The following is a 15062-nucleotide window of genomic DNA, read 5'->3' as shown; positions in this document are numbered from 1 at the left end:
GCCCGCGCGCAAACGCATTATCGCTTGCCAAAGACAATGGCGCGGCAGCCCCGGGCCCGGCCGGATCGATCGGCCGGGCCCGGGAACAGATCAGAACTTGATCCGCGCTTCCGCCCCGAAGGTGCGCGGGTCGCCGTACTGGCCGACCGTCAGCACCGCCAGGTTGATCGCGCTCACCATATATTCCTTGTCGGTCAGGTTCTTGCCCCACAACGCCAGTTCGAGGTTCGACCCGTTGCCAAGCGCGATATCGGTCAGCGCCAGGCGCGCGCTGAGAAGGCCATACGAAGGCAATTGGGCAAGCGGATCGGCCACGATGTTGGTGTATTGGGACGACCGCCAGCTATAGTTCGCGCTCGTCTCCAATGTGGCGAACCCGATGTCTGCCCGGTGCACCGCACCCAGCTGCCAGTTCCATTCCGGTACGCGGGAAAGAACATAGGTGTCGGTCACGTCGGTGCCGTCGGGCAGGACGAAGTCGGTATAGTGGGCGTCGATATAGCCGCCGCCGAAGTTGATCGTCAGCGCGTCGGTGGGGCGGACCGATCCGTCCACTTCGACGCCTGTGAACTTCGCCTCGCCCGCGTTGATGATGTTCGTCGTCACCAGTGCCGGCACGAAGACCCCGGCCTGGAAATCCTTGTAGATCGAATGGAACACGGCGCCGTTCAGGGACACCCTGTTGTTGAAGCCCGCATATTTCATGCCCACTTCGAACGAGGTGAGCTTTTCAGGATCGTAAGGCGTCAGGAATGCCGAATTCGTGGCCGCAGTGTCGTTGATGCCGCCACTCTTGAAGCCCGTGGCATAGCGCGCGTAAACCGAAAAGTCCGGCTGAATCTTGTACAAGATGTTGAATTCGGGCGTGAAACGCTTCCACACGCCGCTGTTGGTAAGGGGTATGAGGTCGGTATAGCCGATGCCGCCGGCACCCGGCCTCGCACCTGCCGCGGGGCCGCCGCTCCGGGTGATCGGTGCGCCCGTCGCATCGCGCTGGAAGACACCGGAAGTCGGGCTCGACGGATTGAGGCGATAGTTGGTGTTCGCCAGCAGCAGCTCGTACGCGGATTTGCGTTCGTGGCTGTAGCGCGCGCCGACGGATACGGTCAGGCGATCCTGGAGCGATGCCGGCGTCCAAGCGATCTGGCCGTAGCCCGCCCATGAACGCGACTCGCCGCCACGCTGGGACACGTCGAACACGGCATTGTTGCCGAACTGGAAGTTCCAGCGCGGGTTCCACACATCGTACTTGTCGTCGAGGAAGAACCCGCCGACGGTGTAACGGAAATCCCCGGCCGATCCGATCGCCTGCAGTTCCTGCGTGAACTGTTCGTAATCGTTATCCAGCGTGAAGCGCAGGATATCGAGCGGCGATCCGTCGAAATCGCTCATGGAACGGGTCCGCGCGGTGCGCCGTGCGGTGATGGACTTGAGCACGAGGTCGCCCAGCCCCGGCTCCCATTCCAGGGTCAGTGCGTGGCCCGTCGTCCGGAAATCGCTGCGCAGCGCGGCTTGCGATCCCGTGGTGCGCGTGCGGCCGGAAATGACATAGGGGGCCAGCATCGGGTTGAGGAACGCCGTCGCGCCCGATCCCGTCACCGCGAGCAGCGCAAGCTGGCTGGGCGTGCCAACGCTGTCGGTGATATCGTAACTGTACAGCGCGGAGAAGCTGGGCGCGGCCTGCCACTTCAGGTCGACGCGGCCCGCCCACAAGTCCTGCTCCCCGAAATTCCTGCCGGTCGCCGAATTGCGGAAATATCCGCCGTTCTGTTTGGTGACCCCGCTCAGCTTGAGGCTGAACCCGGCTATTTCGGGCAGGTCCACCACGGCCTTGCCGACGAACTGATCGTAGCTGCCGTATCCGACCAGCACCTGCCCTCCGAATTCGCCGCTGGGTTTGCGCGTGATCAGATTGACCGCGCCGCCGATCGTGTTCTTGCCGTACAGCGTCCCTTGCGGGCCCCGCAGCACTTCGACCCGCTCCAGGTCGACCGTGTCGAACGCGGCGCCGGTGGATTTCCCGATGGGAACGCCATCCAGGTAGAGGCCAACCGGCTGGTCCCGCGCAAGGCTCGTATCCGCCGACGGCGAAAGGCCGCGGATGGTGATCAGCGGGCCATAGGTGTTCCCGACGGTTTCGTTGATCTGGATGTTGGGGACCACGACGTTGATGTCGGCGACCGTGCGCACCTGCGCGCGCTCAAGCGTCGCCTCGCTCACCGCGGAGACGGAGATCGGCACGTCCACCAGCCGCTCCTCGCGCCGCTGCGCCGTCACCACGATGGCGCCGTCCGACGGGTACTCGTCCGCGGCGGCGGTTGTCGGGGCGGTGTCCTGCCCGAATGCGGCAGCAGGAATAAGCGCCAGCAATGAAGCGCTGCCGACAAGTATCGTCCTCAGGTGAACGGTCATGCATTTCCCTCCCGGTATCTCCCTCGTCGAGCGAGGTTTCGGGCTGCACGATACCGTCGCTGACGATGCCGATAAGCAACAGTGCGTGGCTACACTGTCCATGTCGGTGGCGAATTGTTCGATTTTAGTGACGGACGAAGGGATTGCGCCGCGTGGCGACGAAGCGAGCGGCCGCCGGTGAGGCACGCAACATTACGCGCGCGCCATGACCCGCCGGCGCAGCGTCCGCGACGGGGTCCCTGGCGGGGTTACAGGCCGCCGGCCGGATCGGCGAAGTGTGTCGGCAGGTGCGCGTTGACGATGCCGCCGTCTACGGTCAGCGTCTCGCCGACGGTATAGTCCCCGGCGCGGCTGGCGAGATAGACGGCCGAACCGCCCATGTCCCACTTGTCGCCAACGCGCTTGCTGGGAATGCCCTGTGCGCTCCGCTCGGCCTGGTCGCGCGCCACCTTGTTCATGTTCGACGGGAACGCGCCCGGCGCAAGGCTGGTCATGTAGATGTGATCCTTAACCAGGCGCGCGGCCATGCGGCGGGTCAGGTGGATCAGCGCGGCCTTGCTGGCCTGGTAGCTGTAGGTTTCCCAGGGGTTGATCCGCTGCCCGTCCACCGATGTGATGTTGATCACCTTGGCGGGACGGTCCGCACTGGCCGCGGCCTTGAGCAGGCCGTGGAGCTTCTGCGTGAGGAAGAACGGCGTCTTGACGTTGAGGTCCATGACCTTGTTCCAACCGTCTTCCGGAAACTCCGCGAATTCCGCGCCCCATGCGGCGCCTGCATTGTTCACCAGGATGTCCAGCTTGCCCTCGCGCGCGGCGATTTCGCCGGCCAGTTCCTCGATCCCCGCCATGGTGGAGATATCGCCCTGGATCGGCACGACCTTATCCCCCAGCTGCGCGGCGGCATCGGACAGTTCGCCGCCCTTGCGCGCGGTGATGTAGACGCGCTCGATTCCCGCGCCCAGGAAGCCTTCCACGATCATCCGGCCGATGCCCCGGCTGCCCCCGGTGACCAGCGCGACACGGCCCTTGAGACCGAACATTTCCTCCAGCGTCATGCGTGTTTCTCCCGGGTCAGTAGCCGCTCAACCGCGCAACGCGATCGGCATGGTAGAAGGCATCGCCCATGAATTCGGCGAGCGCGCGGTCGCGCTTCATGTAGAGGCCGATGTCGTATTCGTCCGTCATGCCGATGCCGCCGTGCATCTGCACGCCTTCGCGCACGGCGAGGCCGGCGGTGCGGCTGGCCTTGGCCTTGGCCACGGACGCCATCAGCGACGCGCTCGGCGCATCGGCATCGAGCAGCTGCTGCGCCTTGGTGGTGGCCGCGCGGGCGATCTCGATTTCGGAATAGAGGTGCGCGGCCCGGTGCTGCAGCGCCTGGAATTCGCCGATGAGCCTGCCGAACTGCTTGCGCTGCTTGAGGTAGTCGACGGTCAGGTCCATCGCGCCGCGCGCGACGCCGACCCCCTCCGCCGCCGCGCCGACGCGCCCGGCATCGAGCACGCGGTTCAGCACGTCGCGTCCGCCGTCGACCTCGCCGATCACGGCGTCGCCATCGAGCTCCACCCCGTCGAGCGTCAGGTGGCTGGCCATCGAACTGTCCACCAGCCGCACCGAATTGTGGCCGAGACCGGCGGCATCCTTCGGCACGGCGAAGAGGGTCACCCCATCCGCATCGTCGTCTGCCCCGGAGGTGCGCGCGGCGACGACGATCATGTCGGCGCTGGCACCATAGACGACGAAGTCCTTCGTGCCCGACAGCCTGAAGCCGTTGCCGGAACGCTCCGCCCGGGTCGCGATCGTTTCGGGCCGGTGCTTGGGTCCTTCGTCGATCGCGACGGCAAACACGCTCTCGCCCGCGACGAGCCCGGGCAACCAGCGCCCGCGCGCCTCGTCACTGGCGACAGCAAGCGCGGTCGCCGCCATCACCGAGCTGGTCAGGAACGGCGACGGGGTGAGGTTGCGGCCGATCTCCTCAAGCACGATGCCGGCTTCGACATGGCCCATGCCCAGGCCGCCGTCGGTTTCAGGCACCAGCAGGCCGGTGAAGCCCATTTCGGCCATCTGCTTCCACAGGCCGTGGCCGAAACCATCCTTGCAATCGCGGTCGCGCCAGTGGCGCAGCTGCTTCGCGATCGCGCCTTCCTCGGCCATGAACTGCTGGGCGGTCTCGGCGAGCATCGCCTGGTCGTCGGTGTGATAGAGCGGCATGTCTTCGTTTCCCGTCATCCCAGAGAACGCTGGGATCTCGTTGATCCAGATCGGGCTTCGCGCCCGGCGGTCCCGGCGTCGCGGTCCGCACGCCTGCGGCTCCGCCGGGAAAGGATGGGGATCACGCCCCCGGCAGCTCCAGGATACGCTTGGCGATCACGCCCAGCATGACTTCGCTGGTGCCGCCTTCGATGGAGTTGGCCTTCGTCCGCAACCAGTTGCGCGGCGCGGCGCCGCCGCGGGTTTCCGCGCTGTCCCATTCGAGCGCGGTCGAACCACCGGCCGCCATCATCAATTCGTGGCGGCGCTTGTTGAGCTCTGTCCCGGCGTATTTCATCATGTTGGGCTGCGCGGGGTGTGCCTTGCCCACCTTGACCTCGTCGAGGAACTTCTCGCCCATCGCGCTGAAGGCGAGCGCATCGACATCGAACATGGCAAGTTCCGCGCGCAGCACCGGGTCCACCCCGCCTGCCTGCCGGCTCAGCGTCGCGCCGATGCCGGCGCCGCGTTCCGAACTGTCCGCGCCCGAGATCATCTCGCGCTCGTGCCCCAGCAGGTACTTCGCGACATCCCACCCACGATTGATCTCGCCGACATAGGCGGGGATGTCCTCGCCATAGGACTTCGGCACCTTCACGTCGTCGAAGAAGGTTTCGCAGAACGGGCTGTTTCCGCTGATGAGCTTGATGGGCTTCGTGGAGACACCGGCGGTGTCCATGTCATAGAGCATGAAGGTGATGCCCTGGTACTTGTTCGCCTTGTCCGTGCGGACCAGGCAGAAGATCCAGTCCGCCTTGTCGGCATAGCTGGTCCAGATCTTCTGGCCGTTCACGATCCAGTGATCGCCCTTGTCTTCGCCGAATGTCTGAAGCGACACGAGATCGCTGCCGGAGCCCGGTTCCGAATAACCCTGGCACCAGCGGATTTCGCCGCGGGCGATCTGGTTGAGGAAATGCCTCTTCTGCCCCTCGGTGCCAAAATGCAGCAGCGCCGGGCCGAGCATCCAGATGCCGAAGCTGGAGAGTGGGGGGCGAGCGCCGATGCGGGCCATTTCCTCGCGCAGGACTTTCGCTTCCGCAGGCGACAGGCCCGCGCCGCCGTATTCCCTGGGCCAAGCGGGGACGGTGTAGCCCTTGTCGCGGCACGCCTCGAACCAGGCGCGCTGCGCATCGTTCTTGAAGGTGGCATTGCGCCCGCCCCAGTAGACATCGTCTTCGCCTTCCGCCGGCTTGCGCATCTCGGGCGGGCAGTTCGCCTCCAGCCAGGCGCGCGTTTCGCTGCGGAATTGGTCCAGATCGGCCATCACGGATCTCCTCTCGTTGACGGCAACGTAGGGCCCAATCGGCGCGCACCGCAAGGTCCGTGTGAATGGGGCCCGCATGCCGTAGCGTCACGTCCCCGGCGTTGACGGACCGGCGCAGTCCATTACCATACCGCCGATACGATAAGGTGCGGGCAGAGGAATGCGAATCAGCAATACCCACATTCCTAAACGGGCCGGGGCGTGACGCCCGTCACGGGCCGCGTTCCCGCGCGGCTGGCGATCGGCAACGGGCTTGGCAGCGCCGCTTACGGAATCAAGGACAACGGCTTTTCCACCTTCCTGCTGCTGTTCTACAACCAGGTGCTGGGCATGGATGCGCGGCTGGTCAGCCTGGCGCTGCTGATCGCCCTGGTGTTCGACGGGCTGATCGACCCGGTGGTGGGCCACATCAGCGACCGGACTTCGACGCGCTGGGGACGGCGACTGCCCTATCTTTACTTCGCGCCCATCCCGCTCGGCATGGCGTGGATCCTGTTATGGTCGCCGGTCGGCGCGGCCAGCTTTCCGGTGCTGCTGCTGTCCGCCATGGCGGTGCGCGCCGCAGTGGCGTTCTGCGAAGTCCCGTCTGCCGCCCTGGTGGCGGAGATCACGCGCGATTACGACGAACGCACCCGCCTCACCCGCCTGCGTTACCTGTTCGCCTGGGGTGGCGGTCTGCTCATGCTCCTGCTCGCGTACGGGGTGTTCCTGCCCAACGCCATGCTGGCGCGCGAAGGGTACCGCACGTACGGATATGTCGGGGCGGGCCTGATGGTGGCGGCGGTGCTGGCGTCAGCCTTCCTGCAACACCGCTGGATCGCCCACCCTTCCGTTGTGCGCGCTCCTGCAGAACGGGCCGGAATCGGCGGCGCCTTCCGGGAAATCCGCGAATGCCTGGGGCACCCGGCGTTCGTCGTGCTGATGATGGGCATCGCCGCTGCGATCGTAAGCCAGGGGATCACGTTCTCCATCTCCAACTACCTCTATCTGTTCGTCTGGCGCTTCACGCCGCTGGCGCTCCAGCTCTATCCCCTCCTGTTGTTCGCAAGCGTGATCGGCAGCTTCGTCCTGGTCGCCCCGCTCCAGCGCCGGTTCGGCAAGCGCGAGACGGCGATCTACGCCGCGCTGCTGGGGATGGTGTTCTGGGTTATTCCCCTGACGCTGCGCCATTTCGGGCTGTGGTGGCCTGACGGGTCCACCCCGTCTCTGGCGGGCATGTTCGTCTCCACGTTCCTTTCCAACATGTTCAGCGTGATCACCGGAATCTCGCTGTCTTCGATGGTGGCCGACGTGGTCGAGGCGTCGGAAGTGGAGACCGGCCGCCGGTCGGAAGGGACTTTCGCGGCGGGCGCATTCTTCGCGTCGAAGTGCTCCACCGGGGTCGGCATCTTCATCACGGGCCTGCTGCTCAGCTTTGCCGGCGTGCCGGCCAACGCCCGCCCCGGCCAGGTTGCGCCCGACGTGATAGACACCCTGGCGATGACGTATGTCGGTTGCGTCGCTCTGCTGGCCATCGCGCTGGCGGTGATCGTGCGCCGTTTCCCGATCAGCCGGGCAGACCACGAAGCGCGGGTCGAACTGCTCTCCGCCGCCGCGCGCGGCGACCCCCAGGCGCGAACCGTACACCCCTGAACCCGGCAGGGCTTGGCGGCGGACGCCGGCTCTGCCACCAATCGAACGATTGCATGAGAGGACTGGACTGATGGATTTCGAACCGACCGAACGGCAAAGGCATTGGCGCGACCGGGTTCGCCATTTCATCGACAACCATGTCCGCCCGCGCGCCGACGAGTTCCGCGAAGCGCACCAGAAGGATCGTTGGGGCGTGAACCCGGTGATCGAGGAAGAAAAGGCGCGCGCCAAGGCGCAGGGTATCTGGAACCTGTTCATGCCGCCGCAGAGCGGGCGGGCGCACGTCGACGATACGTTCGAATTCGACGGCCCCGGCCTCACGAACCTCGAATACGCGCTCTGCGCCGAGGAAATGGGCCGTGTCGGCTGGGCGAGCGAGGTGTTCAACTGCTCCGCGCCGGACACCGGAAACATGGAGGTGTTCCATCGCTACGGAACGCGCGAACAGAAGGAAGAATGGCTGAAGCCGTTGATGGACGGCGAAATCCGCAGCGCCTTCCTGATGACGGAGCCGCAGGTCGCGTCGTCTGATGCCACCAACATCGAAACCCGCATCGTGCGCGACGGCGATCACTACGTCATCAACGGCACTAAGTGGTGGTCGAGCGGCGCGGGCGATCCGCGGTGCAAGATCGCCATCTGCATGGGCAAGACCGATTTCGAAGCGAAGCGCCACCAGCAGCAGTCGCAGGTCCTTGTGCCGCTCGATGCCGAAGGCGTGCATATCAAGCGCTTTCTCCCGGTGTTCGGCTATGACGATTCCCCGCACGGCCACATGGAGATCGTGCTGAAGGACGTGCGCGTGCCGGCCACCAACATGATCCTGGGCGAAGGGCGCGGGTTCGAAATCGCGCAGGGACGCCTGGGGCCCGGCCGTATCCATCACTGCATGCGGACAATCGGCGTGGCGGAAGAAGCGCTGGCGAAGATGTGCCGCCGGCTCCAGGTGCGCGAAGCGTTCGGCAAGCCGATCTACAAGCATTCGGTGTGGGAAGAACGGGTCGCCCGCGCGCGCATCGATATCGAGATGACCCGCCTCCTCTGCCTGAAGGCGGCGGACATGATGGACAAGGTCGGCAACAAGGCCGCGGCCCAGGAGATCGCGATGATCAAGGTGCAGGCCCCCACCATGGCCCTGCGGATCATCGACGATGCCATCCAGGCACACGGTGCGGCCGGCGTCAGCGACGATTTCGGGCTCGCCAATGCCTATGCCCACCAGCGCACGCTGCGGCTGGCGGACGGCCCGGACGAAGTGCACCAGCGCGCCATCGCCCGGATCGAATTCGCGCGCCACGCGCCCAACGCGGGCACCGACGATCCGGGGTTCAGTTCCGGCGACGTGGGGGTCGCCCGCTGACAACGCCAGCCAGGAATAACCCTTTGTCAGGCGTGACGGCAGAGCAGGTGCCTGCCGCTGCGCACGAATCGAACGGGACGTGGAGGATAATACCGTGAAAGCAGCCGTACTCGTCCAGCCGAACCAACCGCTCGAGATCGAGGAACTGTCGATCGCCAAGCCCGGACCGCACGAAGTGCTGATCCGCACCGCGGCCTGCGGGCTGTGCCATTCGGACCTGCACTTCATCGAAGGCAGCTATCCCCACGCACTGCCCGCCGTGCCGGGGCACGAGGCGGCGGGCGTGGTCGAGGCGGTCGGCAGCGAAGTCCGCACGGTCAAGCCGGGCGATCACGTCGTGTCGTGCCTCAGCGCCTTTTGCGGTCACTGCGAATTCTGCGTGACCGGCCGCATGTCGCTGTGCCTGGGCGCCGATACCCGCCGCGGTGCGGGCGAAGCGCCGCGCATCACCCGGCCCGACGGCAGCATGGTCAACCAGATGCTCAACCTGTCGGCCTTCGCCGAACAGATGTTGATCCACGAACACGCCTGCGTGGCCATCGACCGCGACATGCCGCTCGACCGGGCAGCCGTCATCGGGTGCGCGGTGACGACCGGTGCAGGCGCTGTGTTCAACGCCGCCAAGCTGGTGCCGGGCGAAACGGTGGCGGTGATCGGATGCGGCGGGGTCGGCCTTGCCGCGGTCAACGCCGCCAGGATCGCCGGCGCGGGGCGCGTCATCGCCTGCGACCCCGTGCCCGCCAAGCGCGAACTCGCCAGGGTCCTCGGCGCGACCGATGTCGTCGATGCTCTGGCCGAAGACGCGGCCGAGCAGGTCATCGCCCTGACCAGGGGCGGTGTCGATCACGCGATCGAGGCGGTCGGCCGCCCGGCTTCGGCAGAGCTTGCCTGCAAGGTGCTGCGCCGCGGCGGAACGGCGACGATTCTCGGCATGATGCCGCTGGACTGCAAGGTCGGCCTCAGCGCGATGGACCTGCTCTCCGGCAAGAAATTGCAAGGATCGATCATGGGCGGCAACCGGTTCCCCGTGGACCTGCCGCGCCTCGTGGATTTCTACATGCGCGGGCTGCTCGATCTCGACACGATCATCGCCGAACGCATCCCGCTCGCCGCGGTGAACCAGGGGTTCGAGAAGATGAAGGGAGCAGACAGCGCCCGCAGCGTGATCGTGTTCGATCAATGAGCCTGGCCGTCCCCGGCATCGACGCGCAGACGGCCTTCACCGGCACGGTGACGCCCGACGCGGCCGATCGTCTCGACGAAACCCGCCTGGCCGCCTGGATGGAAGCGCACATCGAAGGCTTTCGCGGGCCGCTGACGCAGGGCAAGTTCAAGGGCGGGCAATCGAACCCAACGTACAAGCTGACATCCCCCAGCGGCACCTACGTGCTCCGCCGCAAGCCCTTCGGCAAGCTGCTGCCGAGCGCGCACGCGGTGGACCGTGAATTCAAGGTGCAGTCCGGCCTGCATTCCGTGGGTTTCCCGGTGGCGCGCCAGTACGGCCTGTGCACCGACGACAGCGTGATCGGCGCCTGGTTCTACGTGATGGACCTGGTGGACGGGCGCACGATCTGGGACGGCGCGATCCCCGGTGCCGCGCCCGCGGAACGCCGCGCGGTCTATCTCGAGATGGTCGACACCCTGGCCGCGCTCCATTCGGTCGATCTCGCCGCGGCGGGGCTGGCGGATTACGGCCGGCCCGGCAACTACTTCGGCCGGCAGGTCGATCGCTGGACCAAGCAATATCGCCTGTCCGAAACCGAGCGCCTGTCCTCGATGGAAAAGCTCATCGCATTCCTCCCGGCAAGTCTCCCCGAACAGACCCGCACCAGCGTGGTCCATGGCGATTACCGGATCGACAACATGATCTTCGCCCACGACCGGGCAGACGTGCGCGCCGTGCTCGACTGGGAACTGTCGACGCTGGGCGATCCGCTGGCGGACTTTACCTATTTCTGCATGGCATACGTGACGGAAAACGGCGGCCGGTCGGGCGTGATGGATAGCGACCGGGCGGCACTGGGCATTCCGGAACTGGAGGAACTGGTCGAACGCTATTGCGCGGCAACCGGCCGGGCGGACGTTCCCGACATGAACTGGTTCTTCGCCTACAACTTTTTCCGCCTGGCCGGCATTCTCCAGGGCATCAAGAAACGGGTGATCGACGGGACGGCCAGCTCCGCCCACGCCAAGGCACAGTCGGACCGGGTCGCCCCGCTCGCCGACAAGGCCTGGGAGTTCGCGCTGAAGGCCGGGGCGCGCTAGCTCAGAAGCGCCGCGACCACTTGACCGCCACGCCCCTGTCGTCAGGCAGGCCGCCGATGTGCCCGGGATCGGCGCGATAAAACAGGCTCGCCGCCGCGTCTCCGCCCAGCAACGGCCCACGCCAGGCAAGCTCGCCGTCGATCTCGCGCCCGCTGGGGGTCAGCGCCATTGTCCGCGTCGCATAAAGCGGGCGCAGGGTCGCGTAATCGTATCCGACCGGCAGCGTCAGGTTCAACCCGCCGCCCGCCACGCGCAGCGGCTGCGAAACGCGCAGGCCGAGCGAATCGGATGGGCCGAACACCCCGTGCCGGGCAAGGTCGGCCGACCAGGCGCGGCTGACGAAGCGGGATCCCGCGCCGATGGCACCGGCCTGGTCCGCCCGGGTCCAGCCTTGCCGAAGGCCAGCCCCCAGCCGCCAGCCCGGCACCGGCGACCATCCCGCGTTCGCATCGAGGAACAGGGTTCGCGCGCCCGCCGCCCCCAAGGCGTCAGCGAAGTGGGCGCCCAGCACCGTCTCGCGTTCGTGCATCCAGGTGACGCCCAGCGCCGTGTCGAGCGCGCCGAACGTGCGGTCCGCGGCTATCGAGAACGAATGCAGGCCGCGGCGTTCCCGGACCCGTTCGTGGCGACCGTCCTCGATCCGCAGGTTTCCGAGCCATGCCTTGCCCTGCTCCGCACTCGCGGTGATCCCCCAGCGCCCGAACTGCTGGCGATAGGTCAGCGACACGTCCGACGTGCGGGCAAAGCCGCCATCGCCGCGCGCATCGGTCGCGATCAGGAAGGCCGGGCGCGCCTGGCCCTGTAGCTGCGCGACGAGCCCGTCCGCGCCCTCCCGGAAACCGAACGCGGCCTTGCGCTGCGGGTCGATGGCCAGCGCGACACGCGCCGCCAGCACCCGCGCGCCCTCCGCCTCCTCCCGGCTCAGCCGAAGCGGGGCGATCCATTCGCTGTGGCCGGCGGGGCGCTGGTTCAGGGTGAATGCCATCGCCACGCCGCCGGTATCGCCGCCAACCTGGTGCGATCCACTGGCGAGCGCGCCGTGCAGGCGCGGCCGCACGCTCGCCGCGCGCATCCCCTGGCCGATATCGTATCCGTAGGCGCGGCCGTAACTGTCGAGCACGACCGCGTTGAGCCCGCCCTGCATCCCGTCGCCCATGGCCGACGACCCGACCGCGACGTCGTCACCAAGTTTGACGACGGCGGTGGACCCGGCCAGCGTCGTCGCACCCTGCGGCGCGAACGCGGCCGCGATGTCCAGGATTCCGCGCCCGTACGTCGCGTCCGTTCCCGCAGCACCGGCATCGCGCGCGCTAGACAGCAGGATATCGACCATCTGGGCGCCGGTCAGGTTCGGGAACGCCTGCTTCAACAGCGCCACCGCACCGGAAACCTGCGGCGCGGAAAAGCTCGTTCCCGAAATCAGCGTGACGAAAGTGCCGCTGGCGTCGGTCGTCGTCTTCAGCACGCCGTTTTCGTAAACGCAGCAGATCCGCTCACCCAGCGCCGACAGGAAGTATTGCGCCTGGCCGCCCGCGCGGTTGCTGAAGGCGGAGAACTGATTCTGCTCGTTGACCGACCCCACGATGATCACGTTGGCGCCGCCCGCGCTGCGCACCCCGGCGGCGAACGGGTTGGGCTGGTTCGGATCGATGGCCGGATCGCTGCCGTCGCCTTCGTTGCCGGCAGACACCACGATCACCGTCCCCGCGGCCGACGCGCGGCGCACGGCATCGAGCAGAACCGTGGAGGCAGAGTCGCCGCCCAGGCTGAGATTGACGACCGTGGCGCCCGCCGCCACCGCCCGGTCGATACCCGCGGCAATGTCGCGGTCCGAAAATGCGCAGTCGTCTTCGGACGCACAGCTGCCCGGACGATCCGCGCGCAAGGCGACGATCGTGGCGCTGTAGGCGATGCCGACGATCCCGGCATTGTTGCGTGCCGCCGCCGCGATCATGGCGACGTTCGTGCCGTGGTCGTCGACCGCCTCCACGCTGCCGTTGCCGGCGACATCGGCGCTGGCGCTGTCGATCCGGCCGGCGAATTCCGGGCTGTCGGTATCGATCCCGGTATCGACGATGCCGATCTTGACCCCGGCCCCGCTCGCTCCCTGCGCCCAGGCAGTGGGCGCATTGTGGTACGAGGGCCCGTCCGAGCGGCGAAGCTCCGCCGTGTCGAAGGTGGATACCGGCGTTGCGATAGGCGTGGGCGTCGGGCTTGGCGACGGCGTGGGGCTTGGCGCCGGTGCAGGGGGCGGCCCGCTGATCGGGCCGCCACCCCCGCCTCCGCCGCAAGCCGACAGCAGCGCCATCGCCGCCACCGCGCAACCCGATCGATACCGCGACAGACGGCGCAACCCCATCATCATGTCCATGTGCGTCCCCGAAACAGCCGCCCGGCATAAGGCCAAAAGAATAACGGCTCGCTGAACGCGCACATGGCCGGGTCGCCGCGGCCTTGCCGCTAGGCCATGGCACAGCTAGCGCCGTCGCGCACGCCTACAGGGAGCCTACCATGTCCGCAGACCTTGCCGCCGCCATCGACCAGGCCTGGGAGGACCGCGCGTCGGTCACGCCGGGCAGCCACGACGTCGGCCGCAGCGTAGCGGCCGCGCTGGAGCTGCTGGATTCCGGCGCGGCGCGCGTGGCGGAGCCCGACGGAAACGGCGGCTGGCGGGTGAACCAGTGGCTCAAGAAAGCCGTGCTTCTCAGCTTCCGGCTCAACGATAACGCGGTGATGGACGGCGGCAGCGCCGGGGCCCCCGCGTTTGACAAGGTGCCCAGCAAGTTCGCCGGTTGGGGCGAAAACCGCTTCCGTGACGCCGGTTTCCGGGTGGTGCCCGGCGCGGTGGTCCGCCGCGGCGCGCATATCGGCAAGGGCGCGGTGCTCATGCCCAGCTTCGTCAACATCGGCGCCTACGTCGGCGAAGGCACGATGATCGACACCTGGGCCACCGTCGGAAGCTGCGCGCAGATCGGCGCCAATGTGCATATCTCGGGCGGCGCGGGCATCGGCGGGGTGCTGGAACCTATCCAGGCCGATCCGGTCATCATCGGCGACGGTGCGTTCATCGGCGCGCGCAGCGAAGTGGCCGAAGGGGTGCGGGTTGGCGAAGGGGCGGTGCTGTCGATGGGCGTTTACCTTGGCGCCTCCACCAGGATCGTCGACCGGGCGACGGGCGAAATCCACATGGGCGCCGTCCCGCCTTACGCCGTGGTCGTTCCGGGCGCGCTGCCAGGCAAGGCCTTACCCGACGGCAGCCCGGGGCCCAGCCTCTATTGCGCGGTTATCGTGAAGACGGTCGACGCGCAGACCCGGTCGAAGACGGGGATCAACGAGTTGCTGCGCGATTAGGAACCGCCTGCACAGCCATTCGTAGTTCGGGCACGACAACGGGCCGCAAATTGAGGGAGGCTATCGAGATGGAACGCCGGGGCGACGAAGTTCACAGGAGCGAGACCGAGGCGAGCGCCGGTTCGAAGGAAGGCGTCGTCCGCTGGGTTCTGATCATCGGGCTACTGCTGGCGGTGATCGCTCTGACCGTGATCTGGACGACCGGCGCACTGGTCCAGGACGATGGCGCCGACAGCGAAACCAGCGTCAGCACCCGCACCCAGGTCGAACAGGCCGACATGGAAGCGCGCGGCGAACCCATTGCGCCGAGTTTTGATGAGGCGGCAGGGGCACCGACGACCGCGGCTTCCACTTCGACGTCGACTGCCGCGACTGATGCCAGCCCGCCTGCCGCCGCCGCGACGCCCGGCGATGCACCTGCGGGCGATCCGCGAAACGACGCGATGTGACAGGGCAAGCTCCGCGATGTGTGGGAAATCTTCCGGCTGGTCGGGACGGATGATGACCTCGATCGCGCAGTCCTTCAGC

Annotated in this window: 12 protein-coding genes; 7 read left to right on the top strand and 5 right to left on the bottom strand. The window is 67.1% G+C overall.

The annotated features are described in order from the left end of the window. Positions 1–90 precede the first annotated feature (90 nt). Positions 91–2412, bottom strand: a complete 2322-nt coding sequence (locus GRI40_RS00055) for a TonB-dependent receptor (protein ID WP_160609461.1) — start codon at positions 2410–2412, stop codon at positions 91–93. On the opposite strand from GRI40_RS00055, the gene GRI40_RS00050 reads away from it, so the two are divergent. Further along, positions 2411–2593: a hypothetical protein gene (locus GRI40_RS00050; protein WP_160609460.1), complete on the top strand. Its 183-nt coding sequence runs from the start codon at positions 2411–2413 to the stop codon at positions 2591–2593. The two genes, GRI40_RS00055 and GRI40_RS00050, sit on opposite strands and share 2 nt — an antisense overlap. Before the next feature lie 67 nt (positions 2594–2660). Here GRI40_RS00050 and GRI40_RS00045 read toward each other — a convergent pair whose 3' ends face one another. From GRI40_RS00045 to GRI40_RS00035, 3 genes are all read right to left on the bottom strand, one after another. Next, positions 2661–3467 (bottom strand): SDR family NAD(P)-dependent oxidoreductase, encoded by an 807-nt coding sequence (locus GRI40_RS00045; RefSeq protein WP_160609459.1) that lies wholly within the window; start codon positions 3465–3467, stop codon positions 2661–2663. Between the two features lie 16 nt (positions 3468–3483). Beyond that, positions 3484–4623, bottom strand: a complete 1140-nt coding sequence (locus tag GRI40_RS00040; protein WP_160609458.1) for an acyl-CoA dehydrogenase family protein — start codon at positions 4621–4623, stop codon at positions 3484–3486. A 121-nt stretch (positions 4624–4744) separates the two neighbouring features. Beyond that, positions 4745–5926 (bottom strand): acyl-CoA dehydrogenase family protein, encoded by a 1182-nt coding sequence (locus GRI40_RS00035; RefSeq protein ID WP_160609457.1) that lies wholly within the window; start codon positions 5924–5926, stop codon positions 4745–4747. Positions 5927–6127: 201 nt separating this feature from the next. On the opposite strand from GRI40_RS00035, the gene GRI40_RS00030 reads away from it, so the two are divergent. From GRI40_RS00030 to GRI40_RS00015, 4 genes are all read left to right on the top strand, one after another. After that, positions 6128–7558 (top strand): MFS transporter, encoded by a 1431-nt coding sequence (locus GRI40_RS00030; protein ID WP_160609456.1) that lies wholly within the window; start codon positions 6128–6130, stop codon positions 7556–7558. Between the two features lie 70 nt (positions 7559–7628). Continuing rightward, the gene (locus tag GRI40_RS00025; RefSeq protein ID WP_160609455.1) at positions 7629–8918 is read left to right on the top strand and encodes an acyl-CoA dehydrogenase family protein; all 1290 of its coding nucleotides are present in this window, start codon (positions 7629–7631) and stop codon (positions 8916–8918) included. Positions 8919–9012: 94 nt separating this feature from the next. After that, on the top strand, positions 9013–10101 hold the full coding sequence (locus GRI40_RS00020; protein ID WP_160609454.1) for a zinc-binding dehydrogenase: 1089 nt from the start codon (positions 9013–9015) through the stop codon (positions 10099–10101). After that, positions 10098–11183, top strand: a complete 1086-nt coding sequence (locus tag GRI40_RS00015; RefSeq protein ID WP_160609453.1) for a phosphotransferase family protein — start codon at positions 10098–10100, stop codon at positions 11181–11183. Before GRI40_RS00020 ends, GRI40_RS00015 begins: the two co-directional genes overlap by 4 nt. 1 nt (position 11184) lies before the next feature. Here GRI40_RS00015 and GRI40_RS00010 read toward each other — a convergent pair whose 3' ends face one another. Continuing rightward, entirely contained in the window at positions 11185–13554 is a 2370-nt protein-coding gene (locus tag GRI40_RS00010; RefSeq protein ID WP_237488960.1) for a S8 family peptidase, read from the bottom strand. Positions 13555–13694: 140 nt separating this feature from the next. Between GRI40_RS00010 and dapD the strand changes: the two genes are divergently transcribed. Together dapD and GRI40_RS13615 are read left to right on the top strand one after the other, a co-directional pair. Next, positions 13695–14534, top strand: a complete 840-nt coding sequence (gene dapD / locus GRI40_RS00005; protein ID WP_160609452.1) for a 2,3,4,5-tetrahydropyridine-2,6-dicarboxylate N-succinyltransferase — start codon at positions 13695–13697, stop codon at positions 14532–14534. A 68-nt stretch (positions 14535–14602) separates the two neighbouring features. Next, a complete protein-coding gene (locus GRI40_RS13615) occupies positions 14603–14983 on the top strand; it encodes a hypothetical protein (protein WP_202390099.1) in 381 nt (126 codons plus the stop codon). Positions 14984–15062 lie beyond the last annotated feature (79 nt).

It is taken from the genome of Tsuneonella aeria (genome assembly GCF_009827495.1).
Classification (GTDB): Bacteria; Pseudomonadota; Alphaproteobacteria; order Sphingomonadales; family Sphingomonadaceae; genus Tsuneonella; species Tsuneonella aeria.
This window is presented reverse-complemented; position numbering and strand designations above follow the sequence as displayed.